The sequence below is a fragment of the Thermosynechococcus sp. genome (assembly GCF_046299655.1).
Classification (GTDB): Bacteria; Cyanobacteriota; Cyanobacteriia; order Thermosynechococcales; family Thermosynechococcaceae; genus Thermosynechococcus.
The window spans coordinates 1-24,124 of the sequence record NZ_JBKBHZ010000006.1; the positions used below are offsets into that span (position 1 = coordinate 1).

A 24,124-nucleotide genomic window follows, 5' to 3' on the forward strand; every position below is an offset into this window, starting at 1 on the left:
TCACTATAAAACGCGAAGGTCGAAAGACTGGAGAAGCCCGCCCTCTACGCGAAGCGTGAGGGTCGGGAGTATGTCACTTGAGCCATCTGTTTCATTACCCAAGTAGGCATCGCCATGGCCTTTCCTTGGTTGGTGTGGCTAGAGACCTGTGAGAGCACGAATACTTGGGCATTGCACCATGCCGATCAACTCTATGGAGGGCAAGTCATCTATACGCAGGCACAAACACGGGGGCGGGGTCAGTACAACCGCACTTGGCAATCCCCCAAGGGGGTGTTGACTGCCTCCTTTATCCTGCCGCAGTCACCAGCGATCGTTGCGCCCAGTGTCCAAGCAGGGATAGCAGTGATGCGCGCCCTGAGTGGGCTGCGGCCAGCGGTGGATCGCCATCTGCAACTAAAGTGGCCGAATGATGTCATGGCTCAGGGCAAGAAACTGGCAGGAATTCTCTGCGAAAGCCGTTCCCCTTGGTTGGTGGTGGGAGTGGGGCTGAACCGTTGTGTTGATGTTGAGGCGATGGGGTTTCCCCAAGCCATGAGTCTGCATACCCTTCTTGATCCCTGTGAAGCGGTACCCACCGACTTGGAACTCTTGGCGGCGATTCGGGCTGAACTCCTTTGGTGCTGGCAACAACCACAGTGGGCAGGGGTGGCGGCGGAACGGGATTTCCTGCGGGGGCGATCGCTGACGCTTGTCCAAGGGGAACAGATATGGCAGGGAATTGGTGTGGGAATTGGCGATCGCGGCACATTGCAGGTGTGCCTCAGCAATGGCGAAGTGCGCGAATTTAGCAGTGGCCATGTAATCTACGCCCCCTAGAATAGATTGCGGAAGTGGACAGCCCGTCTGCGAAAATGGTTCTTGGTACGACAACCATCTGAGGTGCGCATGAAGGGTTGGCAGATTCATTGGCAACGGGCGATCGCTTTCGTTCTCAGCATCGTTCTCCTGTGGTCAGTGGGAGGCATTGCAGCGGCAAAATCCAGTGGCGCGCTGGCAGAAGTGGCTCCTCCTGTAGCCATTGAAGACATGAAAGATTGGTTCGATCGCTATGAACCACGGCTGAAAATTCTCACCCCCGAAGCCAACCAAACGCTGCAAAGCCGCAGTGTCACTGTCAAACTGAGTGTGCAAGGGCTACGCCTATTTCAGGATCCGCGCACAGGGTTAGGCCCCCATGTAGAGGTGGTGCTCGATGATCTGCCCAGCCGCAGTGTCTATGACTTGAGCACCCCGATTGAATTTACGAACCTTGAGCCCGGGACACATCTCCTGCGGGCTTTTGTCGTCTATCCCTGGGGTGAAAGCCTGAAGAATCCGCTTGCCTATGCCCAAACTGCCTTTCATCTGTACACCGCCGATGAGGACACTCGATCTGCCAGTCTTCCCCTGCTCACCTACAATCAGCCCAGCGGTACCTATGGCGCCGAACCAGTGCTCCTCGACTTTTATCTCAGCAATCTTCCCTTGGATCAGCAATTGAACAATGAGAAGGTATGGCAGGTGCGCTGCACGATCAATGGCCAATCCTTCACGGTCGATCGCTGGCAGGCCTACTATCTCACAGGTCTGCAGCCAGGGGATAACTGGGTGCGCCTTGAACTCCTGGACGGCAAGGGCCAGCGTATCCCCTCTCCCTACAATCCCATTACCCGCTTGGTCACCTACCAACCCGAGGGCAAGGATGTCCTCTCGCGCCTACTGCGAGGAGAACTGGCGGCAAAAAATCTCCAAAGCAGTCTCAGTCCAGATCTCCCCAGCAACCTGCCTGCCGAACCTACCCCAGAGCCAACGCCTAGCGTTGAGGAACCTGCTCCCACTTCCCAAGTGCCCCTTGCCCAGGAACCCGCACCAACATCCACTGCAGAGGAAGTCCCACCGGCCCTTGAACCGGCAAGGGAAACACCCGCTGCCCCCGAACCAACGCCAGAATCCACAGTGAAAGTTACCGAGGAAACAGCTCCTGCTTCAGAGCCAACGCCAGCGCCGACAGTGAAAGCTGCTGAAGAGACGCCCGCTGCGCTGGAACCGACCCCAAAAACTACACCTGAGGCCATTCAAGAGGCAACCCCGGCAGCACCCGTGCCGCAAAAACCCTTCTGGCAGCGTCTAAATCCCTTCAAAAAAGCAGAACGCTCCACCCGTGCTGTCCTCGTTAGCCCGCGCATGCCCTCCAAACCCTCTTCTGCCGCCGATGAATCCACCCCAGCGGTCACCGCATCTGAGGTGACTGAACGAGAGACGGCTCCCCCTGTAGCGGATGTGCCACAATTAGAAACACCAACGCCCCCTCAGGAGTAAGCCCATGCAAGGAACCTCCTTGGCCACTGTTCGCCTTCAACCCTCATTTGCTGTCCCTTTTGGGCTGCTGCTGTTGAGTCTGCCCCTGTGGTGGCTGCGCTGGTGGTTGGGCTTGCCCCTTTCGCTCTTTGCGCTATTTTTGGTTGCCCAGGCGGCAACCCTGCGCTTAGAGTTTACGGCAACAGCTCTCGATGTCTATCGCGGCAGCCAGCAGATTCGCCACTTTCCCTATCAGCAATGGCAGCATTGGGAGGTTTTTTGGCCTGCTTTTCCTATCCTCTTCTATTTTCGGGAAGTGAAGAATCTCCATTTTTTGCCGATTCTGTTTGACGCCAAAACTTTAGTACAATGCCTGCAAGAACGCTGCCCACGCACAGCCTTTATTTCCACGGTTCGCAATGACAGATGACCTGACGGCAAGTGCCCCCGCTGAACCCACCCCAGAGGAAGTGGCTGCCCTCAAAGCCCAACGCGATGCGCTCAAAGCGGAAATTCAAGCCCTCGATGCTGAGTTTCATCGTCTTGTTCACGAGCACTTGAAGTCCCTTGAAGAGCGGCAACAAAGTCTGCAACTTACCATTGAGCAACTAGAACGGCGCAAGGAACGCATCGAACAGGAGCTACGCCGCAATTTTGTGGGTGCCTCCCAAGAACTCGCCATTCGGGTGCAGGGGTTCAAGGAGTTTCTAGTCAAGAGTATGCAGGAGTTGGCTGCCACCGTCGAGGAAATGGAATTGCTGCCCTCGCCGCCCGCGGTTCCGGAAACTGCCCCCGCCCCTGCCGAAAAAGCGGCAACGCCCCCCAAGCTAGTCCTCGATGAGGGATTTCAAGAGGAAGCAGATCGCATTCGCCGTTTGCTAGAGCAGTATCGCACTCACCCTAATTACTATGGCCCCCCTTGGCAGTTACGACGCACCTTTGAGCAAATTCACGCGGAGCGGGTAGAAAGCTGGTTCTTTGATCTGGGGGGACGGGGTGCCCTGCGATCGCTCCCCAGTCGGCTGCAAAATATTCTTGTTGCCTCGGCAATCATCTCGATCCTGCGGGACTTCTATGGCGATATGTTGCGGGTTTTGGTTTTGGCAGACTCCCCTGAGCGCCTAGGGGACTGGCGACGCGGCCTGCAGGATTGCCTAGGGATTAGTCGTCAAGACTTTGGCCCCGATCAGGGGGTGGCACTCTTTGAATCTGCGGATGCCTTGGCCTTTCGGGCCGATCGCCTTGAGCAGGAGGACTACATTCCCCTGATTCTCATTGATGACTCCCAACCTCAGGTCAGTCTTTCGCTGCTGCAATATCCCTTGCTCTTGGGCTTTGCCCCTGAACCTCAGTTGCGTCCTAGCCGTAGTGCTGATTTCTTTGAGTAATTCCAGTCCCCTCGGAGGCTCCCGTGACCACTGTATTGATCCTTGGACTACTGGCGCTCATTAGCTACCTGCTCGGCTCAATTCCCACGGGCTACCTCTTGGCGAAAGCACTGCGGGGGATTGATATTCGGGAGCATGGCTCTGGCTCAACGGGAGCAACCAATGTGCTGCGGGTGGTGGGCAAAGGCCCTGGACTGGTGACGTTTTTAGTCGATGTGGGCAAGGGACTAGGGGCAGTGCTCTTGGCGCGGTGGGTCTTGGGGCAATCTTGGAGTACAGTACCCGCCAGTTGGTTGGAATTTGTGCTGCTAGCGATCGCCTTCATTGCCGTTCTAGCCCACAGTAAGCCGGTTTGGTTAGGCTGGCGCGGCGGCAAATCTGTTGCCACTGGTCTAGGGGTACTTCTTGCCCTCAATACCCCCACTGCTTTGGCCACCCTTGCGGTATTTCTAGTGGTCTTGGCGGTCAGCCGCATCGTCTCCCTGAGTTCAATCACGGCTGCTATCTCCTTACCCTTCTGGTTTTGGTTCTTTACCCAGTCGTGGCCGTTTATTGGCTTTAGTGTGATTGCAGGTGCCTTTGTGATTTGGCGACACCAGACTAATATCCAACGTCTGCTGGCAGGAACAGAGCCACGCTTGGGAACCCCTATCTCGGAAGGATAGCTGTGTTAAAAAACACTTTTGGTTTGCCCTCCATATTTGAGAGAACGGTTGTATTTGTACATTTGGAAAGCCTCTGAGCTTGCTACCATGAGTGGATACCAGTTTTGGTGGGGAGATTTGTGATGGAAACCCTGCGGGGGCGTGATTTGCTGAGCATCGCTGACCTTTCACGGGCAGAGGCAGAGTATCTGCTAGATTTGGCAGCACAGATGAAAATCGGTAAGGTGGCTCCCCAGTGTCCCAAGGTCTTGGGGCTGCTGTTTCAGAAGGCTTCGACCCGTACCCGTGTCAGCTTTACGGTGGCAATGTACCAACTGGGCGGCCAAGTCATTGACCTCAATCCCCAATCCACGCAGGTGGGGCGTGGTGAGCCGCTGCCGGATACCGCACGGGTATTGGATCGCTATTTGGATGCGGTGGCGATTCGCACCTATGGTCAGGCGGAACTGCAACTGTTTGCGGACTATGCGCGGATACCCGTGATTAATGCCCTCACCGATCGCGAGCATCCCTGTCAGATTTTGGCGGATCTGCTGACGCTACGGGAATCCTTTGGTACGTTGACGGGATTGACCCTCTGCTACATTGGCGATGGCAATAATGTGGCGCATTCTTTACTCCTAGGCTGTGCCCTCTTGGGGGTGAATATTCGGGTGGCTTCGCCACCGCAGTTTGCGCCTTTGCCGCAGATTGTGGCGCAAGCCAAGGCACTGAGTGGCGGTAGGAGTGAAGTGACTGTTCTCACGGATCCCCAAGTCGCCGCTAAGGGTGCCCATGCCCTTTACACCGATGTGTGGGCCAGTATGGGACAGGAGGCCGAAGCGGGCGATCGCCAGCCCATTTTTCAGCCCTACCAAATTAATGACCAACTCCTCGCCCTGGCAGATCCACGGGCGATTGTTCTCCACTGCCTGCCGGCCCACCGTGAGGAGGAAATTACCGCCAGTGTCCTTGAAGGGCCGCAATCGCGCGTATGGGAGCAGGCGGAAAACCGTCTCCATGCCCAGAAGGCGCTCCTTGCCAGTCTCTTGGGATAGGGTGATGCTCTACCACCGTTGGCAGAAATTTAGCCTCTCAGATCGGTTATTGCTGGTGGGGGCGGTCATTTGTGGGGCTTTTCTGCTGCTGGCGGTTTTTGCTCCCTTGGGTCAAGCCCTCGGCTGGATTGCCAATCCTCAAGAATTTCTTGACTTTCCGATTCAGGCGCCGCCTTCGCCACAGCACTGGTTTGGCACAAATCGCTTGGGTTATGATGTCTTTTCCCGCACGATCTTCGGGGCTCAAGCGGCTTTGCAGGTGGTCGTTGTAGCCACACTCTTGAGCTTAGGGGTAGGAGTGCCCTTGGGATTGCTGAGTGGTTACCAAGGGGGCTGGCTGGATCGCGGGCTGCTGTTTTTTATGGATACGATCTACACGCTGCCGGGGCTACTGCTGGCGGTGACAGTGGCCTTTGTGGTGGGCAAGGGGGTCCTCAATGCAGCAATCGCCCTCAGTATCGCCTACATTCCCCAGTACTATCGGGTGGTGCGTAACCACACCGTGAGCCTAAAAAATGAGGTCTTTATCGAAGCTGCCCGCGCCCTTGGGGCTTCTACGCCGCGAATTTTGCAGCGGTATCTTTTAGTGAACGTACTCCCCAGTCTGCCAGTGCTCTTTACCCTCAATGCCGCCGATGCCATTCTCACCTTGGCCGGATTGGGCTTCTTGGGCTTGGGGTTGCCGCCGCAGGTGCCGGAGTGGGGGCAGGATCTGCGACAGGCCTTGGACGGGTTATCGGTGGGCATCTGGTGGACCACCTTCTTTCCGGGACTGGCCATGACCCTTTTGGTCGTGGGGCTATCGCTGCTTGGCGAGGGCTTGGGAGAGCGCCTTGATCCCCGCCATTTCAATTAGCCAACCATGCCAGATCATCTCTTGGTGACCGGTCCCTGTCGCAGTGGCAAGAGTGAGTGGGCAGAATCCCTTGCCGCCCAAAGTGAACAACCTGTAATTTACATTGCGACGGCGATCGCCCCCCCAGCGGATGCAGAATGGCTGCAGCGCATTGCCCAGCACCGTGCCCGTCGCCCCCCTGAGTGGGAAGTGCGAGAATGCCCCTTGGAACTGGCGGCTCTGCTGCGTGAGCTGCCCCCCCACCATTGCGCCCTTGTGGATTCTCTGGGAACATGGGTGGCCAATTGTCTAGACCAATCCCCCGACCAATGGCAAGCAACCGTGGTTGAGTTCCTAGAGAGTGTGCAAGCCTGTGTTGCCCAGCTAATCTTTGTGGCCGAAGAGGTGGGCTGGGGGGTCGTGCCTGCCTATGCCAGTGGTCGCCGTTTTCGCGATCGCCTAGGTGAATTGTGTCAGCGCCTTAGTCCGTTAATGGCGGAAGTTTATCTGGTCACGACTGGCTTTGCGCTGCCCCTTCATCAATGGGGGATTCCCCTCCGCGGGCGAGAATAAACCACCTTGTCAGGGGGATACCTCAGAGGGGATCGGGGCAAGGGCGGCCACAATGGCATCGGTGACCCGACGTACAGGGTAGATCTCGAGGCCAGGGATCGCCCCCCCTTGACCTTCGGGAACAATGGCCCGGCGAAACCCCAGTTTCAGGGCTTCCCGCAGCCGTAATTCCAACTGAGACACAGCTCGCACTTGTCCCCCCAGACCCACTTCCCCAATGATCACTGTCTGGGGCTGTACCCAGCGATCGCGAAAACTCGCCACAACCGCCACGGCCACCCCCAGATCGGCGGCGGGTTCCGCCACATTCAGGCCCCCAGAGGCGGCCACATAGGCATCCAGCTTCGAGAGGGGCACACCGAGGCGCTTTTCTAGGACGGCGAGAATTTGCAAAAAGCGGTTGTACTCAATGCCGGTGGCAGTGCGGCGCGGCGAGGGATAACTGGTGGGGCTGACCAGACTTTGCAACTCCACCACCAGAGGACGGGTGCCTTCACAGGCAACAATGGTGGCTGTACCGGGGGTTGGCTCGCGATCGCCCAAAAACAGCGCGGAGGGATTGGTGACTTCCGCTAAGCCCTGTGCCCCCATTTCAAAAACACCAATCTCTTGACTTGCCCCAAAACGATTTTTGACCGCACGCACAAGGCGATGACTGGCAAAGCGATCGCCCTCAAAGTAGAGCACCGTATCCACCAAATGTTCCAGCACCTTAGGACCCGCGATCGCCCCCTCCTTAGTGACATGCCCCACAATAAACAGACTCATCTGCTGCCGCTTAGCAAAGCGCATCAAGGCCGCTGTGCCCTCCCGCACTTGGAAGACCGATCCGGGGGCAGCAGTGAGTTGGGGCAGATACACCGCTTGGATGCTATCGATAATTGCCAGCTCGGGTTGCAGATGGGTGAGTTCCTGCAGGATGACCTCTAGATCTGTCTCCGCCAACAAGTAGAGGGAAAGAGGGGAAGCCATCCCCAAGCGTTGCGATCGCAATTTCACCTGTTGGGCGGACTCTTCAGCACAGACATAGAGCACCCGCTGCTGTTGCCCCAAGGTGGCCGCCATCTGCAATAAAAGGGTGGACTTGCCGATTCCCGGTTCGCCGGCCACCAAGACAAGGGAGCCGGGGACAATACCACCGCCCAAAACCCGATCTAACTCCGCAAATCCAGAGGAAGAACGATGCTGCGCCTGTTCGCTAATCTCGCCTAAGGCCTTAGCACTAAGAGGTTGGGGCGTCGCGGCTTTTCGGAGGGTGGCGCGTCGAGGGGTGGTCTCTACAGCGGTAGCCACCTGCTCATCAAGGGTATTCCACTGACCACAGTTGGGACAACGGCCAAAGTATTGCAGGAATTCTGCACCACACTCGCGGCAGACATACAGTACCTTGGCCTTGGGCATCCCTTGCCTATTGCACAGCCAACAGTTCAACGTCAAAAATCAGGGTTGCATTGGGGGGAATGACCCCACCGACACCGCGTGCCCCATAGCCCAAGTTGGGGGGAATAATCAGTCGCCGCTGACCCCCGACATGCATCGAGGCAACCCCTTCATCCCAACCTTTGATGACTTGACCGACCCCAATTTGGAATTGGAAGGGTTGACCGCGATCGCGGGAGCTATCAAAAATACGGCCATCGCTGAGCATGCCAGTGTAGTGCACGGTCACCCGATCGCCCACTTGAGGTTGTGCCCCTGAGCCGACAAGAATATCTGCGTATTGCAAACCTGAAGGGGTGGTCACCACCTTGGGATTTCCCATAAGTTGAGTTGCCTCCGTTGATGCGTCTTGGGGCACACTGGCGATCGCGATCGGCGCGGCCACCAACCATACCACCACTAGGACAATACCACAGAAGAACCAGCCCCAATCTCGCTGTAGCCGCTGTCTTACCATAGGCGATTCTTTAACTCCCGCACATCCCGTTCAAGGCGATCAATGCGTCCCCGCAATTCATCAATTTCTGACTGTTGCGGCACCCCCAAGCTCTCTAAAAACTGGCGTGTTTGGCGTTGCACCGCTTCATCGAGGGAGGCGGCATCCTCTTTGAGGTGGGCAAGGACGTCATCCACCATCCCCTTCGCCTGATCGGCATTGAGGCGTCCCTCTTTCACCCATTGGTCACTGACTTGACGCAACTTCTCGGCCACAAGGGAGGTGGTACCGACACCAATCAAAAGTAATTGTTGAAGCAGATTTTGCTGGTTCATGGGGCACGTTCAAAACGCCTATCTTGTATTGTGCCACTGCCGCCTAGGCTTGGGGTAAGATGAACAAAAAGGTCAAGTTGTATAAATTCCCATTGCCAGCGAGGTTGAGGATGATTGAAAAAATTGCCATGGGTCTGTGGGCATTTTCAGCCGTTGGTTTGATTGTCCTAGTGTTGCTCCACAGTCCTAAGGGGGATGGCCTCGGGGGCATTGGCGGTCAAGCGCAGCTTTTTACCAGCACCAGAAGTGCCGAAACAACCCTTAACCGTGCCACTTGGACATTGACGGTGTTGTTTATGGCGCTCACCGTTGCCCTCAGTGCGGGTTGGCTGCGTTCACTTTAGTCGTTCACTTTAGTAGAGTGGGCGTGTCTTTCTCCTTTGCGATCCGGCCAGCGACGCCTGCAGATGTCCCCATCATCTTTCAACTAATCCAAGCCCTTGCCGCCTATGAAAAGCTGAGCCACGCCGTAACGGGTACAGAGGAGTCCCTGCGGCAGCATTTGTTTGGCGATCGCCCCTATGCCGAGGTGCTTTTAGCAGAAACTACGGCTCAAGTCATTGGCTATGCCCTCTTTTTCCCCACCTACTCCACCTTCCTCACCCGCCCCGGCCTATGGCTAGAGGATTTGTTTGTGTTGCCTGCCTATCGGCGCCAAGGGGTGGGCACGGCTCTATTGAAAGTATTAGCTCGGCTGGCGAAGGATCGCGGCTATGGCCGTATCGAGTGGAGCGTTCTGGACTGGAATAGGCCTGCCATCCAATTCTATGAGCGCCTAGGTGCGACTGTCTTGCCTGATTGGCGTATCTGCCGCCTCAGCGATGAGGCCTTGACGACCCTTGGGAGCGCTCAGGGAGAAAGAGGTTGAGCATCCCCTGTTCCTCGCGCCACCGATCCAAGGCCAAGTAGGTCTGCTGCCAAGAATTGGAGGCCCACTCCTGCAGGATTTCATAGCGATCGCCCAAAACTTGACCCATGAGCTGCGCCATCACCTTTCCCGCACCGGCCAACTTTATCCTAGCAACTGAGTTGCTGCACAATCTCCGGAGCAATTTTTTCCAGCACCTTAAGGGCTTTGAGGCTACCTTGGATCAAGTGTGCCGCCGCTAGGGGCTTGCGGAGCATCGCGATCGCCAGGGGCCATGGCCGCCAATTCCCCTGCGAATCAAAGGCTTGACTCAAATCGGGTAGGTCGCGATCGCCCCCATCACTAATGACTCGCACCATCACTACTGGAACTCCCCCTAAAGCCTCAAGCAGCGGCACTCCCTCCATATCCACCACCTCTACCCCCCAGCGAGCGGCTAACGCCTGTTTTTCCTGCGCTTGAGAAAGGGGCGCCGCCACAGTCAGACCCCTGACCCGTCGCCAAGCGGGTGTCAATTTTGCCGATAGCCTCTGATCTAAAAAGTACGTTTGCCCTTCTTCATCCTGACAGGTGGTATAGACCACCACTTCGCCCACCCGATCCTCAGGATGTAAGCCGCCACAGACCCCCAAAACCAGAATCATTGCAGGCAACACCTTCAGGGCAGTGATCAAGGCCGGTGTAGTCACAGCGGCTGACCCAGCCCGCAGGGGAAGAATGGCTACGTTGGCGTGCCGTAATCGCCGTTGGACTGCTCGGTATTCTGCCCCTTGGGGCACAAGGACAAGACATGAAGTCATCAATTATGGACTCATACACACCTTAAAACTAGCTAACGTCTCGACTTTTAGATAGCCTGATCGCGGGCAGTTTAGAAACTGACCAATGGAAAGAGTGTCACACTCAAGCGTCCGCTATCGTAGATGAGAGGCATTTTCCGCCAAATCTGATACCGTTGTTAGTTGTTAAGACTATGCTATTGTTCTGGCAAATGGTGAGCTATCCCCCAGCTTAACTCAGGCAACCTCGCTAACTGTCACAGGCCACTTAGACAAACAAAAATGAGTATGATAGCTATAGATTTTGCTCAATCCTTGTTTGTGGAAGTTGTCCCCTGTGGGGTTGCGATCGCGAGGCCTCTTCGGAGAATCGTGAATTGACTGCCCTAGAGTGCTGGCCTGAGGAACGGTCGAGGATTGACTCAACTATCGAACAATGCGTGTAGGAGTGAACGCCCCTATGATTCAACTGGTGCTGGAGAACCCAGTTTCCGTCAAGGATGCTGAGCGCTTTTGCCAAGAGATACTTCCCCAAGTCTCGCGCACCTTTGCCCTCAGTATTCGTTTCCTCCCCGGAAATTTGGGTCGGGCGGTTCTGGTGGCCTATCTCATTTGTCGCATTGCCGATACCGTTGAGGATGACCCAGTCGCTAGTATCCCTGCGAAAACCGCTCTATTAGATCATTTACTGGAGTGTTTCGAGAGTCCTAAGCTGGCCAATAGTTATGGTGAAACCGCACGGGGGGTTCAGGGGGAACCAGCCCATGTGCAACTGGTGAAAAACACAGGCCTAGTCTTTGCCCTCTACCGTTCTTTGCCCCTCACGTCCCAACAGCACGTCCAACGCTGGGTCAGCGAAATGGTGCAGGGGATGAAAAAATTTATTAACCTGTATCCCAACGGCATCCGTATTCAAACCCTTGATGAATACAAAGAGTACTGTTACTACGTTGCCGGTACCGTTGGCTATCTCCTGACGGATTTGTGGTACGAGCATTCCCCCAGTATTGGTGCCGATGAATATCAAGTGCTGCTCAAGCGCTGTGCTGCCTTTGGTGAAGCCCTGCAAACCGTGAACATTCTCAAGGATATTGCTTGGGATGCGGAGCACGAGAACTCGATCTATATTCCCAATGAATCTCTAATGCTCCAAGGCAGCAGTCATCAGTCCATCCTCAGTGCCGAGCACCTTGAGCAAAATCATGCCGCCATTAAAGAATTGATTGCCCTAGCTTGGCATGATCTCGATGAAGCCCAAGCCTACCTGCTATCGGTGCCCAAGGCGGCGATTCCCATTCGTCTCTTCTGCGTGCTGCCGCTGCTATTTGCCTATGCCACCCTGCGCGAACTCACTCACTCGACGGCGATGCTGCAACCAGGGGGGGTGGTTAAAATTAGTCGTGCAGAGGTGAAATCCCTCATGGTGATGGGGCCAGTGTCTATCCTCAGTAACCACGGCCTCCGCTGGCTGATTAGCCAAGTGCGGCAGAAGCCTTTCATCCTGGGCGGACTTTAGGCAAATATGCCAAAAAAGCCAATGGTTGGGGGAACCAGAATCCGTTAGGATAGGGGGAGACTGCTGAATTGTTGCAAATCTTCATAACCCGACATGAATTGTATTATTCACCGCCGCGCTGAGTTTGCCGCCAGTCATCGCTACTGGTTACCCGAATGGTCTGAAGCGGAGAATTTAGCGCGCTTTGGTGTCCATAGTCGCTTCCCTGGCCACGGTCATAACTATGAGTTGTTTGTTTCGATGAAGGGCGTTGTTGATGACTTTGGCATGGTGTTGAACCTATCGGATGTCAAGCACATCATTCGCCGTGAAGTCATTGAACCCCTGAATTTTTCCTACCTCAATGAGGTGTGGCCCGAGTTTCAAGCCACGTTACCGACCACTGAACATATTGCGCGGGTGATTTGGGATCGACTCTCTCCCCATTTACCCCTTGTGCGCATTCGACTGTTGGAACATCCCCGCCTTTGGGCAGACTATACAGGAGACCCTATGGAAGCCTACCTTTCTGTTGGTACTCACTTTAGTGCGGCACATCGCCTAGCCCTTGACGATTTGAGCTACGAAGAAAACTGCCGCATCTATGGCAAGTGTGCCCGTCCCCATGGCCATGGCCACAACTACCACGTGGAGATTACGGTCAAGGGCGCCATCCATCCGCGTACAGGCATGGTTGTTGATTTGGTCAAGCTTGAGGAAGTCCTCAAGGAACATGTGATTGAACCTTTGGATCACACCTTCTTGAATAAAGACATTCCCTATTTTGCGACGGTGGTGCCGACGGCAGAGAATATCGCGATTTACATTGCCCAGTTGTTGCAAGAGCCAATTCGCCAGTTGGGGGCGACGCTGCATAAGGTGAAGTTGATTGAGAGTCCCAATAACTCTTGCGAAATCCTCTGCGAAGAATTACCCCCTCGGGATGGGGTGCTCAGTGGTGCGCTGCCGGTGTTGGAGCGAGTCTAGGCGATGTGGAGCAATGTCCCTTGGCTACTGGCCGCCAGTTTACTTACCGCAGCGCTGCTCATCTATTTCCCCTACATTTTTGTTGTAGTGGGGCGCTTGCAGGCAGGGTTTGATATGGCGGCTCCCCGTGCTCTCTTTGAGAAACTGCCGCCCTTTGCCCAGCGGGCGGTGTGGGCACACGAAAATAGCTTTGAAACCTTTATGCCCTTTGCAGCGGCCGTGTTGCTGACCCTTTTTGTGGGGGTGAATAATTCAACGGTGGCGATCGCTAGCCTGAGTTTTGTGGTGGCGCGCTTTTTGTATAGTATCTGCTACATTGCTAACTTTCCCCTTGGCCGCTCTCTCATGTTTGGTGTGGGAACAGCCGCTACTTTGACGCTTTTTTGGCAAAGTCTTACCGCCCTTGCCCGCTGACCTGTCTATGGAACCCTTGGCGTATTTCTTGAACTTCCCTGCGCCCCTTACCAGCAAATGACAAATTATTCTTAACTTACTTACTTAACTTAAACAGTCCAAGACTCCCCGCGGGGCTGCACCTAGGGTGGGCAGGCAAAGCTGATTGAACCGCTGTCTTAGCAACCAATGGGCAGGGGGAGGCGATTATCAAGGATAATCAAGCCAAGGAAGTTTAGTTTAAAGGAGAAAGCTGCGCGATGGATTTTGATGGCCAGTGCCCTGCGGGGGGAGGGCAGTTTGCATTTTGCCAACTGAAGGGGAGGCAGGAGTAGTGCAGTTTCTAGGGCACATGAAGTGAAAGGTAGTGAAAGGTGAAGTGTGGCATAGCCGATGGACAGCATGGCAGTAGAATCACAGAGATTTGTAATCACATCTGTCAGAATCTGAATGTCAGAATCTGTAAACAGCTTTGTCAGTTGTTCCGGTAATTCAGGAAGAAGGAGGAAGAAGAGTGCTGACCCCCGCTGATTTTGCCATCTATAGCCGCTGGGCCGCAATTGCCACCCTTGTCATGGCTGTCTTGACAGTTCTGGCCTTTGTCTTGCGCTGGGGTGTGCGCTTTCGCTTTGTCGGTATTACGGGGTTTCTCGGTGTTGTGACAGTGGGACTCTTTGCCCTAAGTATTGTGCCGATTGTTCACTCCTCAGTGCCCGGTGCTGGTAAATACACCCTCGTCTATGACAATGGAGCCACGCAAGTCGTGATTACAGTGCCCCCTGACATTGAGAGTAGTACCCTTGAGGCAACGCTGGTACAGGCGGCAAATGATTTATTTTCCTTGGGACGGTTAGGCCGAGGGGGCGATCGCCTAACAGTGATTGCACGTACCGTCGTACACCCTGAAGCGGGAGTGACGGCGCCAGTTATTTTAGGGGTAGCCACCCGTTCCTTGAGCGATCGCGCCAACGGTGCGGTAACGGTTCGTCTGCTGGAGCCTGCTGCACCCTCGGCTTCTACACTTCAGGACTCCTAGGTGTTAGAGAAGGCACGTAAACTACCCGACGCTGAGCTAAGCTACAGCGTGGGCTTTCAGTAGCCCTGCAGTTATCTGGCAAGACAACCAAGGACCGCCAGGACGGTTTACGCTCGCCCCCATAGCTGCAATATTTTTCGCACCGTTGAAATCCGCATCCCCCTGCCAACCGCAATGCCCGCACTTAAACTGCTTGCCGCTCCGATAGGACTGATCCGGGTCGGGGTGGATGTGCAGGCATGGGCGACAGGTCTGGCTCGTATAGGCCGGGTTCACCAAAATCACCTTCCCTCCAGTCCTCAAGGCTTTGTAGCCGATAAACAGTCTCAGTTGGTAAAACGCCCAACTGTTGCTGCGTCTGCGTTCCGTTTTGGAACGTGGTTGTTGATTCGTTCGTTCCCGAATACCCGTCAAATCCTCCAAGGCAATGCTCGCACAAAGAGCTTTTGCAGTTTCAACGATGCGTTTGGAAACATTGTGATTAATCCAACTTTGAAAGCGCCGCTCCCGACCAGACAGCCGTTGCAGCAGCTGGCGGCATCTCCGCCGACAACTGCGTGTGCCCTTACTGGCTTTGTGCTGGAGTCTGGCTCTCAAGTTGGCAAAGTGGTCACGAACTTTGGTGATGACTTGTCTATCCCAATGCTGCCCTTCCGACTCACGAAACGAGAAGATGCGAGCGTCATAGGTAACAAAGCCGCTCTTAAAGGCTTTGACTGGACGCTGCCTTTGCTTGGCAACCTTGCGAGACCCTGCCACTCGCCTGCACACCTGTTGAGCCAAATTGCTCGACAGGCCAAAGCGGGCGCGAATTTCGTCGTAGCAAAGGGTTTGCAGTTTCACCGCATTGGCTATCTTCTCTGGCGTGTTCTAGTTCACCCAGTTCAACGCTTGCCCAAAAGCCTCCAGAGTTGCATCCGATTTTGCGGCTTGCGACTCGGAAACCTTGAGTTTGCAGGAGATAGTCAGGACTTGGTTCATAATCTTATTGTATTTCATCAGAGAAGAGATTGCCAGAGCGCGGGGCTCCTGCTGTCTGAGCTGATATTGGGTCCCACGGCAGAGTTGTGGTAGCGCGCCGTGTCTTCCCACGTGATGTCAAGAATGTTCAAACCATACTGCTGAGCCAGTCGCTGTGCCTCCGGGTTGTCGATCATGCTGCGGGTGCGCTCAATCACTTGGCGATAGCGATCGTAGTTGGCCACAGGGACACGTGGTGGCGGTTCAGGTTTAGGGAGTGGCGTGGGGTCTGATTCAATGCCCCAACTGGGTTGACCTTGGGCAGAGGACATAAAGTTTTCTCCTGGGGAGAGCAGCTTCCCCGCTAAAAGGGTACTGAGAGCAAGTAAACCAATCAGGCCAAGGGAGAATTTAAGGGGCACAGCCATGGAAGTCTTCTGAATCCTACCCTCTAGCCTAGTCAAGGAGACTGAAAATCATGCCATGGTTTCACTTTTGGCAACAGGGTTTTACGATCAAAAAGCATGCTTTCCGGCAAATTGCCTGTGTTATCCGCTGCCGAAATTCGCGATCGCGCCACCCACCTCAAATCCACACTTCCCCCCCATGTTCGTTTGATTGCCGTCAGTAAATTTATGCCGGCGGCTGCCATCCGTGCAGCCTACGAGGCTGGGATTCGGGATTTTGGCGAAAGTCGCGTCCAGGAAGCGGCTCAAAAACGTGCTGAATTGGCCGACCTCACGGATATTACTTGGCATCTGATTGGTCATCTGCAAACCAATAAAGTGCGACAGGCCTTGCAACTCTTTGACTGGATCCACTCCCTTGACCGCTGGCCATTGGCCGAGCGCATGAATAGGGTTCTCCAAGAAACTGGCCTCCCCAGTCCCCGCTGTCTATTGCAGGTGAAACTCCGCCCCGACCCCCAAAAGTATGGCTGGGAAAAAGCAGAACTGGAAGACGCTCTGCCCCAACTCGATGCCCTCTCCCATCTGCGCTGCTATGGCCTGATGACGATCCTCCCCTTGGGATTGTCCTCCTCAGAACAATTGCAGGTCTTTCAAGAATTGCGGGCTTGGGGTGAGGAACTTCGGACAAAACCGTGGCAGCAGCTTCAGTGGCAGGAGTATTCCATGGGCATGACCCAAGACTATCCCCTTGCGGTGCAAGCCGGGGCAACCATGGTGCGCATTGGGACGGCTATTTTTGGCGATCGCCAATCAACGGTAGAAACTCAGCACGACGACTAAACCCTTGGAAAGGGGGCGGTTCGGGAAGTATATCCAGTCACGGAAAGAAGGGGCTGCCCGGCAACCACAATTCAGGGCTGTCACAGTGCTGATCGGAGTACTCGGGATCAGTTGCAACCTGTAAGGCTGGAGCAGGCTAGGGGCGAGGTAAACCGCATCTTTGCTACCAAGGCTGATTTTGACAAAAATAACTTATATATATCAGATTGTCATATCACATTGTCACAGTAGGGCAAAGCTATCACCACTGCATCCATACTGGCATTGCCGAGATGAGATAAACCATCAACTTCTTCTAGGGTCATCGCTTGAACTCTCCCTAAAACCATCTCTTGCGCTTAAAGAGCAACACCACCCTGTTGGGGCGCACATTGGGCTGCAAACCCGTTACGTATTCCTCGTTGCCAAAATTGGGATGCACTGTTTCATCCTCCACAAAAGAATCCACCAGCTCCCACCCCTGCTTACCCAGCTTTTCTACTTCACTCTCCAACTCAATGAGGGAAACTTCTTTTGTGGAAAGCTTTGGGTACACATAAGAAACTGTTTCTGCCCTCACATATACCGTTTTGTACTCCCACTTGCTATTCGGGAAAAGCCTTCCTAGCAGCAGCATGAGGAAGATCGCAAGGGCTGACGCTGCCGTAACGGTTTGGTTATAGAACTGAAACCGCTGCCAAAATTCCGAGAGACCTGTTTGCAGTTTTTCTTGAATAACCCCTTGCGGCGGTGGGGGGGATAGCGGTTCGGCATATTCCCATTCAGGGGTTCCCCCAGTTTTGCGCCCATAAAACTTCACGAAGTTGATCCGTCCTAAAGGCTGCCGATTTAGGATGTCCACAGTTTGATCCGCTAGAGCCGTAAAGTCCACTGTTTTATCCCTAGGGCGATTGAAAATGACTGTGAGTTGAGAACCTGTCTGTGAAACCTCGACAGTGACTCCTGCGGGGGCGATCGCGCCTTGGATCTGTTGCCTGATGGCCTCAAGATTCGTTTTCATCACTGCTCATCCCAGAGACACAATATCCTTCCCTAAGTTTTATCCATTCGAGAAGGATGCAGTATACATCTCCGCAGCCAAAGCCAAAAGCTACACAAAAGCTACACTAAAAGAGCGACGCCGCAGGAACTAAGCAAAAGAGGGCAAGATGACTAGGCCTGCCATTCTCCAGTCCGGACAGTCCTATACCTTTCGACAATACTTTGAGATGCCCTATGAGCCAGAGGATATTCTGGCAGAATTTGGCTACACCCTTCAGCGGTCTATGCTCACGCTACCGCAATCCACTGCTGCCCTCGATCGCCTTGAGGACTTGAAAGCACGCATTCAAGAAAGCCTTCCCTACATTAGCCTCACCAGTGAAGCCGCTCGCCGTGAACTGCTGATTGCACCTATCTTGCTCGATGTGGTGCACTACACCCATGCCCAACTGCGCATCGAGTATCCCCTCATCGTTAGTGACCAGCTTAAAGGCTCCCTCGACTACTACCTCTATTCCGTCGGCAAGCTGCTGGTGGTTGAAGCCAAAAATGCTGACCTCGCCAAAGGCTTTACTCAACTGGCCGTTGAACTGATTGCCCTCGACCAATGGACAGAGAGTCCGCAGCCCATCCTACAAGGGGCAGTTTCCACAGGGGATATTTGGCAATTTGGCCTCCTGCATCGAGCGCAAAAGCAAATTCAACAAGGCCTAACCCTGTACCGCGTTCCCGACGATCTTGAGACTTTGATGCGGATTCTCGTTAAAATTTTGGCGCCAAATTAATTTTTATTTCTGCAACAACAATCGTAGTGCTGCCAAGACCCGCTGAGGATTCCGGCGATGCAGTGCCATGCCCAACCAATACGCCGCCTCCTCCCGTCCCATTTCCTCAATGCCCATCACACAGGCCATCATCTTGTCGCGACTACGCATCGGCGCCAACACCCGCAACATTAACCCTAGCCGTAGTGCTACCTCTTCTGTCAGGGAATACACCTGAGGTTTATGGAGGGGCAGTTTCCCCAGCTTCACGCGCGATCGCGCCAATTGCCGCAGCACTCGCTCTTGAATGAGGGCAAGATGTGGTCCCCCTAGGCCTCCCAAACGCAAGGGCGTCACCAGATGGGGCGTTGCCACACTTCCACGTGCAGATCACTGGCACCACGATAGGTCACCCGCAGTTGATAATTGGGCTGGCCAAGGGCAGACGCTAGCCTAGGAAGGGGAGCCGCTGTTGTTGTTGGGGTCATGCTATGTCTCTAAGGTCTCAAGATCAATGCCCAGTTCTTGCAGTTTAGCCGCTGCCTGTGCCCACTGATGAAAATCTGCGCCAGCAAAACGGCAATCTTAGGCGCGCTCTGCACTTAAGATGAACCTAATAGAGAAATGAGCGAGCGATCGCATGCGCTTAACACCTGAACAAGTGACCGTTATTCGCTCTATCGTCAGGGAATTGGCAGGAGAAGAAGCCACGGTTCGCCTCTTTGGTTCTCGTATCTATGATGACCTGCGGGGCGGTGATGTCGATCTGCTCGTGGAACTGCCCTATCCAGTGGCCTCCCCTGCTCTACTGGCTGCCCGCCTTGCTGGTCGAATCAGCCGCTGTTTGTGATTCTGGATTCACGACTTGCTGCCCGCTGGCGGTATCTCTCCCAGTTGGTCGAGCGGGAAATTCTGCGCTTGCAAGCCACTGACCGCCGTTTATTTGACCAGCCTTTTACTCTAGAGCGTGCTCGTCAATTGGCTGAGGATGAAGATTTAGCTGAGCGAGTGGATGCCTTTGTCTGCCGCTTTAGTCGTCTTCAAGATACCGTCGGCGATAAGCTATTGCCGACCTATTTGGCTGTGCACGGCGAGCACACTGCAACGTTTGCCCAGAATCTGGATCGGGCTGAGAAACTGGGTCTGATCAGCGATGCCCAAGCGTGGATAGACATGCGTAAGCTGCGCAATCAAATGATCTATGAATACGTTGAAGATGCGGCAATTTTAGCCTCAGCGCTCGAGGCGGCTCATGGGTTTGTACCCGTGCTTATCGCAACTGCTCGCCGTTTGCTCATGAACGCGAGGTGAACTCCTCCTAGGTCGAAATTGAGGCACTCGCTCGCACATAGGCTGCCCCTACCCCTTGGCGACAGAGGCGTTCGGTGAGCTGCTCTAGTGCATTGCCCGTCAACTCTAGACCCTTCGAGAAGGCGATCGCGTAGGTGGCATGAAGCTCCTTCTCGCTGGCTGCTCGCATCTGCGCTGCCACAAAGTCCTCCACAGGGCCTAGATCATTGAGATCCCCCTCATACCCAAAGTCAAGTTGGCTGCCCGCCACCGTCTGATAGTTACCCTGCCACGAGACAGTGGTTTTGGTCTCAGGCAGTTGACGGACATCGGCCAGAATCATAAAGGCATCATTGGGGTCGTAGAGGCGAATCTCAAGACTTGCTAACGTCTTTACGTTGGCTGCCCCCGTGCCTGCTCCCAAATCTGTGTCAGGGCTTCCCGCAGGGGGGCTTCGGCCACAAAAGTGTGTTGGGGTAAGGAAAGTGTCGGTGACACGCTAGGCGCAATAGTAGAGGTGGGGCGATCGTTGACGGTGCCGCTGGGTTCTGGAGAGGGGGAGTACGTGATAACTGAAGGGCTAGGGGCGGGCGATCGCGGCCAAATCCCCTTGGCGCAGAGGGGTCTTGTCACGAATATAGGTCGGGCCATCGGGGGCATCCTCTGGTAACCGCTGGGGGGATGCTTCGTGCAGCCCCGGAGGGCGTCTTGACTGCCAATAACTACTGGCGTCCCCTTGGGCGATAGGCATTCAGCATTTATTAGGCTTAATGTTACAAAGAGCTGGTCTGAGGCTGTGACCACCCATTTTGAACGGCAATTACAACGTCTGCGCAGTGACTTGCTGCGACTGGGGACACGAGTCGAAAGTGCCTGTCAGTTGGCCTATGGTGTCTTAATTGAGCGAGATTTCCGCAGTATGGAGCAGTTGATCCAAAGGGAGCAGGAGATTGACCGCAGTGCCCAAGAACTCAATCGTGAGGCGATCGCCCTCCTTGCCTCCCAAGCTCCTGTGGCTGAGACTCTGCGATTTTTGGTCATGCTGTCGCACCTCTGCCGCGATCTAGAGCGAATTGGCGATTATGCCCTTGAAATTGGCCGCGCCGCTCAAACGCTGCTGCGCTATCCGCCCCCGCCCTACTTTGAGGACATCCGCATCATGTTCCAGCGATCGCAACTGTTGCTATCAGAGGCACTATCCGCCATTGCCAATTTGGATCCTGAGATCGGTATAGCCCTTGCCAACTGCGATGATGCCGTTGACGCCGACTACCAACGTCTCTATGGGCGACTGTGTGCCCCTTTGAATCCCCAAGAGTCAGTGTAATTGCGCTTGATCCTGCTGCTGGTCATTCGTAACCTTGAGCGCATTGGCGATTATGCCACGGCAATAGGTCGGCGCGTTGCTTTTATTGTCCAAGGAGAGGTTTACTAGGAATTTCGAGTTTTTTTGCCCTAACGGCGTTTAATTGCGTCCACAACCTCTGAGAATAGAACTAGTTTGCAGTCAGAGCAATGTTATCGTGCCTGTGCTCGCAGCGGAGGATAGGCATCTTGGGAGGTAAGGCATGAGGTTAAGCCGTCGTTCTTTTTTGTACGGTGCTGCGGCACTGACACTGATGCCGTGGATTTGGCAAACCGCAGGCGGCTCCTTGGCAGACCCTCTTCGCCCATGGCGCGCACTCCTAATTGGCATTAATCACTATCCGCAGTTGACGGGCGTGCCCCCTTTAGGCGGTTGTCTAACGGATGTTGAGCTAGTGAAAAACCTATTGCTAGATGGCTGGGGGCTGGCGGACAGTGACATTAGACTCCTGACGGAACAGGCGGCAACCCTCGATGCGGTTCAAGAAACCCTAGGGGTACTGGCGCAGGCTGGTCAGCCCCTGTTGGTTTACTTTAGTGGCTATGGCACCTGCTGGCAGCAACAACCAGCACTGGTTTTCGCCGATGCCACAACAGCAGGTGAGGGCATCTTACCGCTTGCTGAATTACTGCGTACCAAAGGGGTACAGGTATGGCTGGATACTCGCTTTAGCCCGCCACCCACTGCGGGGGAGACGTTGCGCTGGCGGTTTGTGCCGTTGCAGCCTGTAGAGAGCCGTGGCGTAGGCTCAGTTCCCAAAGATCATCTGCTCTGGGCAGATTTGGGGGTAGAAACGCACCTGAATGGCGTTCCTATGGGACTCTTCACTGCTAGTTTGAGCCATTATCTAGCGGCTTTGGGGGGCGATCGCCCCTCGGCAACTAGTCTCATGTACGCCGCTGATGAACTGCGCTGGCAAACGGGGGCAGAAATTCATCTAGTCAGCGATGGATTGCCGGCGAATGCCCCCCTATCCCCCGGCTTTGATGGGGTAGTGCAAGGAACGAGCCACGATCGCCCCCTTCAGATTTGGTGTGGCGGCCTCAGTCCTTGGCTATTAGCCCATTGTCATCCCCACAGTCGCTGGAGCACTGCCGATGGTGCCGCCATTGTTGATATGACAAGTTTTAATGGCCTGATGGCTCAAGGCGTCAGTAGTCAGCCTTTGCAAGTGGGCGATCGCCTCTACGAGCAACAGCGACGTTTAGGGAAAAATCTCCATCTGCACGTGGCCCTCGACACCAACCTCAGCAAAATTGAGCGAGTAGATGCCATCAATGCCCTGACCAATGAAGAAAAAGTTGCCGTTCTCAACAGCAGTGACCCCCTGCCCGATGTGGTTCTCACCAAAAGTGAGACAGTGGGCAGCTATGGGCTGGAGTGGCCGGTCGGAACCTTGCTCCAACACAGTTGTAGTGGCACCAATGAAGCCGCCAAAGCCGGCATTCGTCGTCTGAATCCCCTGCTCAATGCCCTACTAGCCCAGAAATGGCTAACGCTAACGCTCAATCCCACCTCCAGTCGGGTGGCCGTGTGTACAACCCTCGAACAAATATCGCCGACGCCAAAACTCTTGAGCCGCCAATCCCCCCCCCGCAGCCCCAATCCCCTTCCGGATGTCCTGAGCACCAAACTGCCGCCCACAAATTTAGAGACTCCCCTCACCTTGGCTAAGGGGGATACCTGTCGCTGGAGCCTCTACAACTATGGCGATCGCCCCCTCAACATTGTTGCTTTTGCATGGGATAGCAGTCAGGGCATTCTCCTGCTGCCGCTGCAAACACAGTCATGGCAGTTGGTGGTTGCGCCGGGCTTGAATATTCCCCTTTATACGTGGACGCTGAATCGCCCTTGCCAATGGCTCAAGGTCTTTATCATCAGCAGCCCCCGCCCCCTGACTCGTTTTAGTCAACTCAGTAGCCACCCTAGCCACTCAGAGCCATTGCTGATTTCTGGTGAGGATAGTCTTGCCTTGGTTCTCGGCCTGTTAGCGGATCTCAGCAGTGAGCCGGAGGGGAATGAGTTTTGCTTGGATGTGCGGGAGTGGTGTACTCAAGGCTTCACCCTGCGGGTGGTTTAGGCCAAGCGTCGCCGTAGCAGGGGTTGAATCAGCAGGCTGATGGCGAGGGCAACGGCAAAAAGGATCAATAGGGCATTGCCTAGGCTCAAGGATCCCCAAGGAGCCACCATCACCACATCGCTCAACCGCCAATCGGGATGCAGATAGACATAGCGAATCGGTTCAATAGCCAAACTGAGGGGGTTGAGGCTGGCAATCCACTGCAACCAGCGGGGCATAAACGACAGGGGCACCAAAGCAGTACTGGCAAAGAGTAACGGCAGGTTGATCACAAAAATCACGGCCAATAGCTCAATGTGTCCCGGCAGGGCAAAGGTGAGTCCGAGGCTCAAGGCCGTCACGCCAAAGACTAAAATCAATACCGTTGCTAAGACAACGCCAATGCCCGCTAAATTCGGTAGCCCCGTTCCCAGCAGTACCCCCAAGCTGGCGATCGCCACCACCTGAATCAAACTCAGGGTGGTCATAAACAAGGCCGAGGCGAGAACAATTGAAAACCGCGAGGCCAACGGTGCCACCAACAAGCGATTCAAAAAGCCAAACTCACGGTCAAACATCACCGGCAACCCCGCATTGAGGGCACCACTAAAAGCGGTAAAGACAATAATCCCAGCGCAGAGAAACTGGCCATAGTTAGTACTCTCCCCAAAGAGACCCTCAGGCACATTCTGGAAAAGCGCCCCAAAGAGAACGAGCCAAATCAAAGGTTGTACCACCCCCGCCACCAGTGTTGAAGGGCGCCGTTGCAGTTGGATAAACAGGCGGCGGGTTAAAGCCAACGTTTCCTGAACGAATTCCCCTGAGAAAATACCGGGGACAGCCCTTGCTGAAGCGGTGGTCATAATGCAACTCCGAGATCAAATCTGCTTTCTAGGGTAGCAAGGCC

The 24,124-nt window shown here is 54.8% G+C and carries 34 protein-coding genes and 1 pseudogene; 21 read left to right on the plus strand and 14 right to left on the minus strand.

From position 1 onward, the window contains the following. Positions 1–114 precede the first annotated feature (114 nt). The 8 genes from ACK4HN_RS05465 (at position 115) to cobU (ending at position 6,778) form a co-directional block, all read left to right on the plus strand. A complete protein-coding gene (locus ACK4HN_RS05465; RefSeq protein WP_409868763.1) occupies positions 115–819 on the plus strand; it encodes a biotin--[acetyl-CoA-carboxylase] ligase in 705 nt (234 codons plus the stop codon). 69 nt (positions 820–888) lie between these two features. After that, positions 889–2,301 carry a hypothetical protein gene (locus tag ACK4HN_RS05470; protein WP_409868762.1) on the plus strand — a complete coding sequence of 471 codons (1,413 nt, stop codon included), beginning with the start codon at positions 889–891 and terminating at the stop codon, positions 2,299–2,301. A 4-nt stretch (positions 2,302–2,305) separates the two neighbouring features. Continuing rightward, the gene (locus tag ACK4HN_RS05475) at positions 2,306–2,710 is read left to right on the plus strand and encodes a DUF3119 family protein (RefSeq protein ID WP_409868761.1); all 405 of its coding nucleotides are present in this window, start codon (positions 2,306–2,308) and stop codon (positions 2,708–2,710) included. Then, positions 2,700–3,668 carry a DUF3086 domain-containing protein gene (locus ACK4HN_RS05480; protein ID WP_409853195.1) on the plus strand — a complete coding sequence of 323 codons (969 nt, stop codon included), beginning with the start codon at positions 2,700–2,702 and terminating at the stop codon, positions 3,666–3,668. Before ACK4HN_RS05475 ends, ACK4HN_RS05480 begins: the two co-directional genes overlap by 11 nt. 23 nt (positions 3,669–3,691) lie before the next feature. Further along, complete coding sequence (gene plsY / locus ACK4HN_RS05485; RefSeq protein ID WP_409868760.1) at positions 3,692–4,333, plus strand: glycerol-3-phosphate 1-O-acyltransferase PlsY; 642 nt, start codon at positions 3,692–3,694, stop codon at positions 4,331–4,333. A 122-nt stretch (positions 4,334–4,455) separates the two neighbouring features. After that, a complete protein-coding gene (gene argF, locus ACK4HN_RS05490) occupies positions 4,456–5,370 on the plus strand; it encodes an ornithine carbamoyltransferase (RefSeq protein ID WP_409868759.1) in 915 nt (304 codons plus the stop codon). A gap of 4 nt (positions 5,371–5,374) precedes the next feature. Beyond that, positions 5,375–6,226, plus strand: coding sequence for an ABC transporter permease (locus ACK4HN_RS05495; RefSeq protein WP_409868758.1), 852 nt, complete (start codon positions 5,375–5,377; stop codon positions 6,224–6,226). A 6-nt stretch (positions 6,227–6,232) separates the two neighbouring features. Next, positions 6,233–6,778 carry a bifunctional adenosylcobinamide kinase/adenosylcobinamide-phosphate guanylyltransferase gene (gene cobU, locus ACK4HN_RS05500; RefSeq protein WP_409868757.1) on the plus strand — a complete coding sequence of 182 codons (546 nt, stop codon included), beginning with the start codon at positions 6,233–6,235 and terminating at the stop codon, positions 6,776–6,778. A gap of 9 nt (positions 6,779–6,787) precedes the next feature. Here cobU and radA read toward each other — a convergent pair whose 3' ends face one another. Genes radA through ACK4HN_RS05515 form a run of 3 tightly spaced genes read right to left on the minus strand, consistent with a single transcriptional unit; the run spans position 6,788 to position 8,989 of the window. Further along, positions 6,788–8,179, minus strand: a complete 1,392-nt coding sequence (gene radA / locus ACK4HN_RS05505) for a DNA repair protein RadA (protein WP_409868756.1) — start codon at positions 8,177–8,179, stop codon at positions 6,788–6,790. Positions 8,180–8,186: 7 nt separating this feature from the next. After that, a complete protein-coding gene (locus tag ACK4HN_RS05510) occupies positions 8,187–8,675 on the minus strand; it encodes an FKBP-type peptidyl-prolyl cis-trans isomerase (RefSeq protein WP_409868755.1) in 489 nt (162 codons plus the stop codon). Further along, on the minus strand, positions 8,669–8,989 hold the full coding sequence (locus tag ACK4HN_RS05515) for a phasin family protein (RefSeq protein ID WP_409868754.1): 321 nt from the start codon (positions 8,987–8,989) through the stop codon (positions 8,669–8,671). Before ACK4HN_RS05515 ends, ACK4HN_RS05510 begins: the two co-directional genes overlap by 7 nt. A 110-nt stretch (positions 8,990–9,099) precedes the next feature. Here ACK4HN_RS05515 and secG point away from each other — a divergent pair, with 110 nt between their 5' ends. Both secG and ACK4HN_RS05525 read left to right on the plus strand, forming a co-directional pair. Next, a complete protein-coding gene (gene secG / locus ACK4HN_RS05520; protein WP_409854098.1) occupies positions 9,100–9,333 on the plus strand; it encodes a preprotein translocase subunit SecG in 234 nt (77 codons plus the stop codon). A 23-nt stretch (positions 9,334–9,356) separates the two neighbouring features. Further along, complete coding sequence (locus ACK4HN_RS05525; RefSeq protein WP_409868753.1) at positions 9,357–9,857, plus strand: N-acetyltransferase family protein; 501 nt, start codon at positions 9,357–9,359, stop codon at positions 9,855–9,857. On the opposite strand, the gene ACK4HN_RS05530 is transcribed toward ACK4HN_RS05525, so the two are convergent. Both ACK4HN_RS05530 and ACK4HN_RS05535 read right to left on the minus strand, forming a co-directional pair. Then, a complete protein-coding gene (locus ACK4HN_RS05530; RefSeq protein ID WP_409868752.1) occupies positions 9,805–9,978 on the minus strand; it encodes a hypothetical protein in 174 nt (57 codons plus the stop codon). The genes ACK4HN_RS05525 and ACK4HN_RS05530 overlap by 53 nt on opposite strands. Positions 9,979–10,006: 28 nt before the next feature. Then, positions 10,007–10,657 (minus strand): phosphorylase, encoded by a 651-nt coding sequence (locus ACK4HN_RS05535; protein WP_409877324.1) that lies wholly within the window; start codon positions 10,655–10,657, stop codon positions 10,007–10,009. A gap of 439 nt (positions 10,658–11,096) precedes the next feature. On the opposite strand from ACK4HN_RS05535, the gene ACK4HN_RS05540 reads away from it, so the two are divergent. The 4 genes from ACK4HN_RS05540 (at position 11,097) to ACK4HN_RS05555 (ending at position 14,547) form a co-directional block, all read left to right on the plus strand. Next, the gene (locus ACK4HN_RS05540) at positions 11,097–12,152 is read left to right on the plus strand and encodes a phytoene/squalene synthase family protein (protein WP_409877325.1); all 1,056 of its coding nucleotides are present in this window, start codon (positions 11,097–11,099) and stop codon (positions 12,150–12,152) included. A gap of 93 nt (positions 12,153–12,245) precedes the next feature. After that, positions 12,246–13,118 (plus strand): 6-carboxytetrahydropterin synthase, encoded by an 873-nt coding sequence (locus tag ACK4HN_RS05545; protein WP_409868749.1) that lies wholly within the window; start codon positions 12,246–12,248, stop codon positions 13,116–13,118. Between the two features lie 3 nt (positions 13,119–13,121). Then, positions 13,122–13,532 carry an MAPEG family protein gene (locus ACK4HN_RS05550; RefSeq protein ID WP_409868748.1) on the plus strand — a complete coding sequence of 137 codons (411 nt, stop codon included), beginning with the start codon at positions 13,122–13,124 and terminating at the stop codon, positions 13,530–13,532. A gap of 493 nt (positions 13,533–14,025) precedes the next feature. Then, positions 14,026–14,547, plus strand: a complete 522-nt coding sequence (locus ACK4HN_RS05555; protein ID WP_409868747.1) for a Ycf51 family protein — start codon at positions 14,026–14,028, stop codon at positions 14,545–14,547. Between the two features lie 36 nt (positions 14,548–14,583). Here the strand turns inward: ACK4HN_RS05555 and ACK4HN_RS05560 are convergent. Then, positions 14,584–15,528, minus strand: a pseudogene (locus tag ACK4HN_RS05560) (RNA-guided endonuclease TnpB family protein). A 17-nt stretch (positions 15,529–15,545) separates the two neighbouring features. Beyond that, positions 15,546–15,935, minus strand: a complete 390-nt coding sequence (locus ACK4HN_RS05565; protein ID WP_409868746.1) for a hypothetical protein — start codon at positions 15,933–15,935, stop codon at positions 15,546–15,548. Between the two features lie 96 nt (positions 15,936–16,031). Here ACK4HN_RS05565 and ACK4HN_RS05570 point away from each other — a divergent pair, with 96 nt between their 5' ends. After that, on the plus strand, positions 16,032–16,757 hold the full coding sequence (locus ACK4HN_RS05570) for a YggS family pyridoxal phosphate-dependent enzyme (protein ID WP_409868745.1): 726 nt from the start codon (positions 16,032–16,034) through the stop codon (positions 16,755–16,757). A 319-nt stretch (positions 16,758–17,076) separates the two neighbouring features. Here the strand turns inward: ACK4HN_RS05570 and ACK4HN_RS05575 are convergent, their stop codons facing one another. Continuing rightward, positions 17,077–17,757 carry a DUF4177 domain-containing protein gene (locus ACK4HN_RS05575; protein WP_409877326.1) on the minus strand — a complete coding sequence of 227 codons (681 nt, stop codon included), beginning with the start codon at positions 17,755–17,757 and terminating at the stop codon, positions 17,077–17,079. A 148-nt stretch (positions 17,758–17,905) separates the two neighbouring features. Here ACK4HN_RS05575 and ACK4HN_RS05580 point away from each other — a divergent pair, with 148 nt between their 5' ends. Next, entirely contained in the window at positions 17,906–18,523 is a 618-nt protein-coding gene (locus ACK4HN_RS05580; protein ID WP_409868743.1) for a hypothetical protein, read from the plus strand. Positions 18,524–18,526: 3 nt separating this feature from the next. On the opposite strand, the gene ACK4HN_RS05585 is transcribed toward ACK4HN_RS05580, so the two are convergent. Both ACK4HN_RS05585 and ACK4HN_RS05590 read right to left on the minus strand, forming a co-directional pair. Further along, positions 18,527–18,877 carry a hypothetical protein gene (locus ACK4HN_RS05585; RefSeq protein WP_409868742.1) on the minus strand — a complete coding sequence of 117 codons (351 nt, stop codon included), beginning with the start codon at positions 18,875–18,877 and terminating at the stop codon, positions 18,527–18,529. Further along, positions 18,856–18,990 (minus strand): hypothetical protein, encoded by a 135-nt coding sequence (locus tag ACK4HN_RS05590; RefSeq protein ID WP_409868741.1) that lies wholly within the window; start codon positions 18,988–18,990, stop codon positions 18,856–18,858. Before ACK4HN_RS05590 ends, ACK4HN_RS05585 begins: the two co-directional genes overlap by 22 nt. A 152-nt stretch (positions 18,991–19,142) precedes the next feature. On the opposite strand from ACK4HN_RS05590, the gene ACK4HN_RS05595 reads away from it, so the two are divergent. Both ACK4HN_RS05595 and ACK4HN_RS05600 read left to right on the plus strand, forming a co-directional pair. Then, positions 19,143–19,352, plus strand: a complete 210-nt coding sequence (locus ACK4HN_RS05595; protein ID WP_409868740.1) for a nucleotidyltransferase domain-containing protein — start codon at positions 19,143–19,145, stop codon at positions 19,350–19,352. Then, complete coding sequence (locus ACK4HN_RS05600) at positions 19,349–19,813, plus strand: hypothetical protein (RefSeq protein ID WP_409868739.1); 465 nt, start codon at positions 19,349–19,351, stop codon at positions 19,811–19,813. The genes ACK4HN_RS05595 and ACK4HN_RS05600 overlap by 4 nt, the downstream gene beginning before the upstream one ends. Positions 19,814–19,820: 7 nt before the next feature. Here ACK4HN_RS05600 and ACK4HN_RS05605 read toward each other — a convergent pair whose 3' ends face one another. The 3 genes from ACK4HN_RS05605 to ACK4HN_RS05615 are packed head-to-tail and all read right to left on the minus strand — an operon-like array spanning position 19,821 to position 20,543. Next, positions 19,821–20,216 carry a hypothetical protein gene (locus ACK4HN_RS05605; protein WP_409868738.1) on the minus strand — a complete coding sequence of 132 codons (396 nt, stop codon included), beginning with the start codon at positions 20,214–20,216 and terminating at the stop codon, positions 19,821–19,823. Continuing rightward, complete coding sequence (locus ACK4HN_RS05610; RefSeq protein ID WP_409868737.1) at positions 20,186–20,425, minus strand: hypothetical protein; 240 nt, start codon at positions 20,423–20,425, stop codon at positions 20,186–20,188. Before ACK4HN_RS05610 ends, ACK4HN_RS05605 begins: the two co-directional genes overlap by 31 nt. Further along, complete coding sequence (locus ACK4HN_RS05615) at positions 20,373–20,543, minus strand: hypothetical protein (RefSeq protein ID WP_409868736.1); 171 nt, start codon at positions 20,541–20,543, stop codon at positions 20,373–20,375. Before ACK4HN_RS05615 ends, ACK4HN_RS05610 begins: the two co-directional genes overlap by 53 nt. A 45-nt stretch (positions 20,544–20,588) precedes the next feature. Here ACK4HN_RS05615 and ACK4HN_RS05620 point away from each other — a divergent pair, with 45 nt between their 5' ends. From ACK4HN_RS05620 to ACK4HN_RS05630, 3 genes are all read left to right on the plus strand, one after another. Then, positions 20,589–21,119 carry a phosphate signaling complex PhoU family protein gene (locus tag ACK4HN_RS05620; RefSeq protein WP_409868735.1) on the plus strand — a complete coding sequence of 177 codons (531 nt, stop codon included), beginning with the start codon at positions 20,589–20,591 and terminating at the stop codon, positions 21,117–21,119. After that, a complete protein-coding gene (locus ACK4HN_RS05625) occupies positions 21,120–21,227 on the plus strand; it encodes a PhoU domain-containing protein (protein ID WP_409868734.1) in 108 nt (35 codons plus the stop codon). Between the two features lie 133 nt (positions 21,228–21,360). Next, positions 21,361–23,238, plus strand: a complete 1,878-nt coding sequence (locus ACK4HN_RS05630) for a caspase family protein (RefSeq protein WP_409868733.1) — start codon at positions 21,361–21,363, stop codon at positions 23,236–23,238. Here ACK4HN_RS05630 and ACK4HN_RS05635 read toward each other — a convergent pair. Then, entirely contained in the window at positions 23,235–24,080 is an 846-nt protein-coding gene (locus ACK4HN_RS05635) for an ABC transporter permease (RefSeq protein WP_409868732.1), read from the minus strand. The genes ACK4HN_RS05630 and ACK4HN_RS05635 overlap by 4 nt on opposite strands. Positions 24,081–24,124 lie beyond the last annotated feature (44 nt).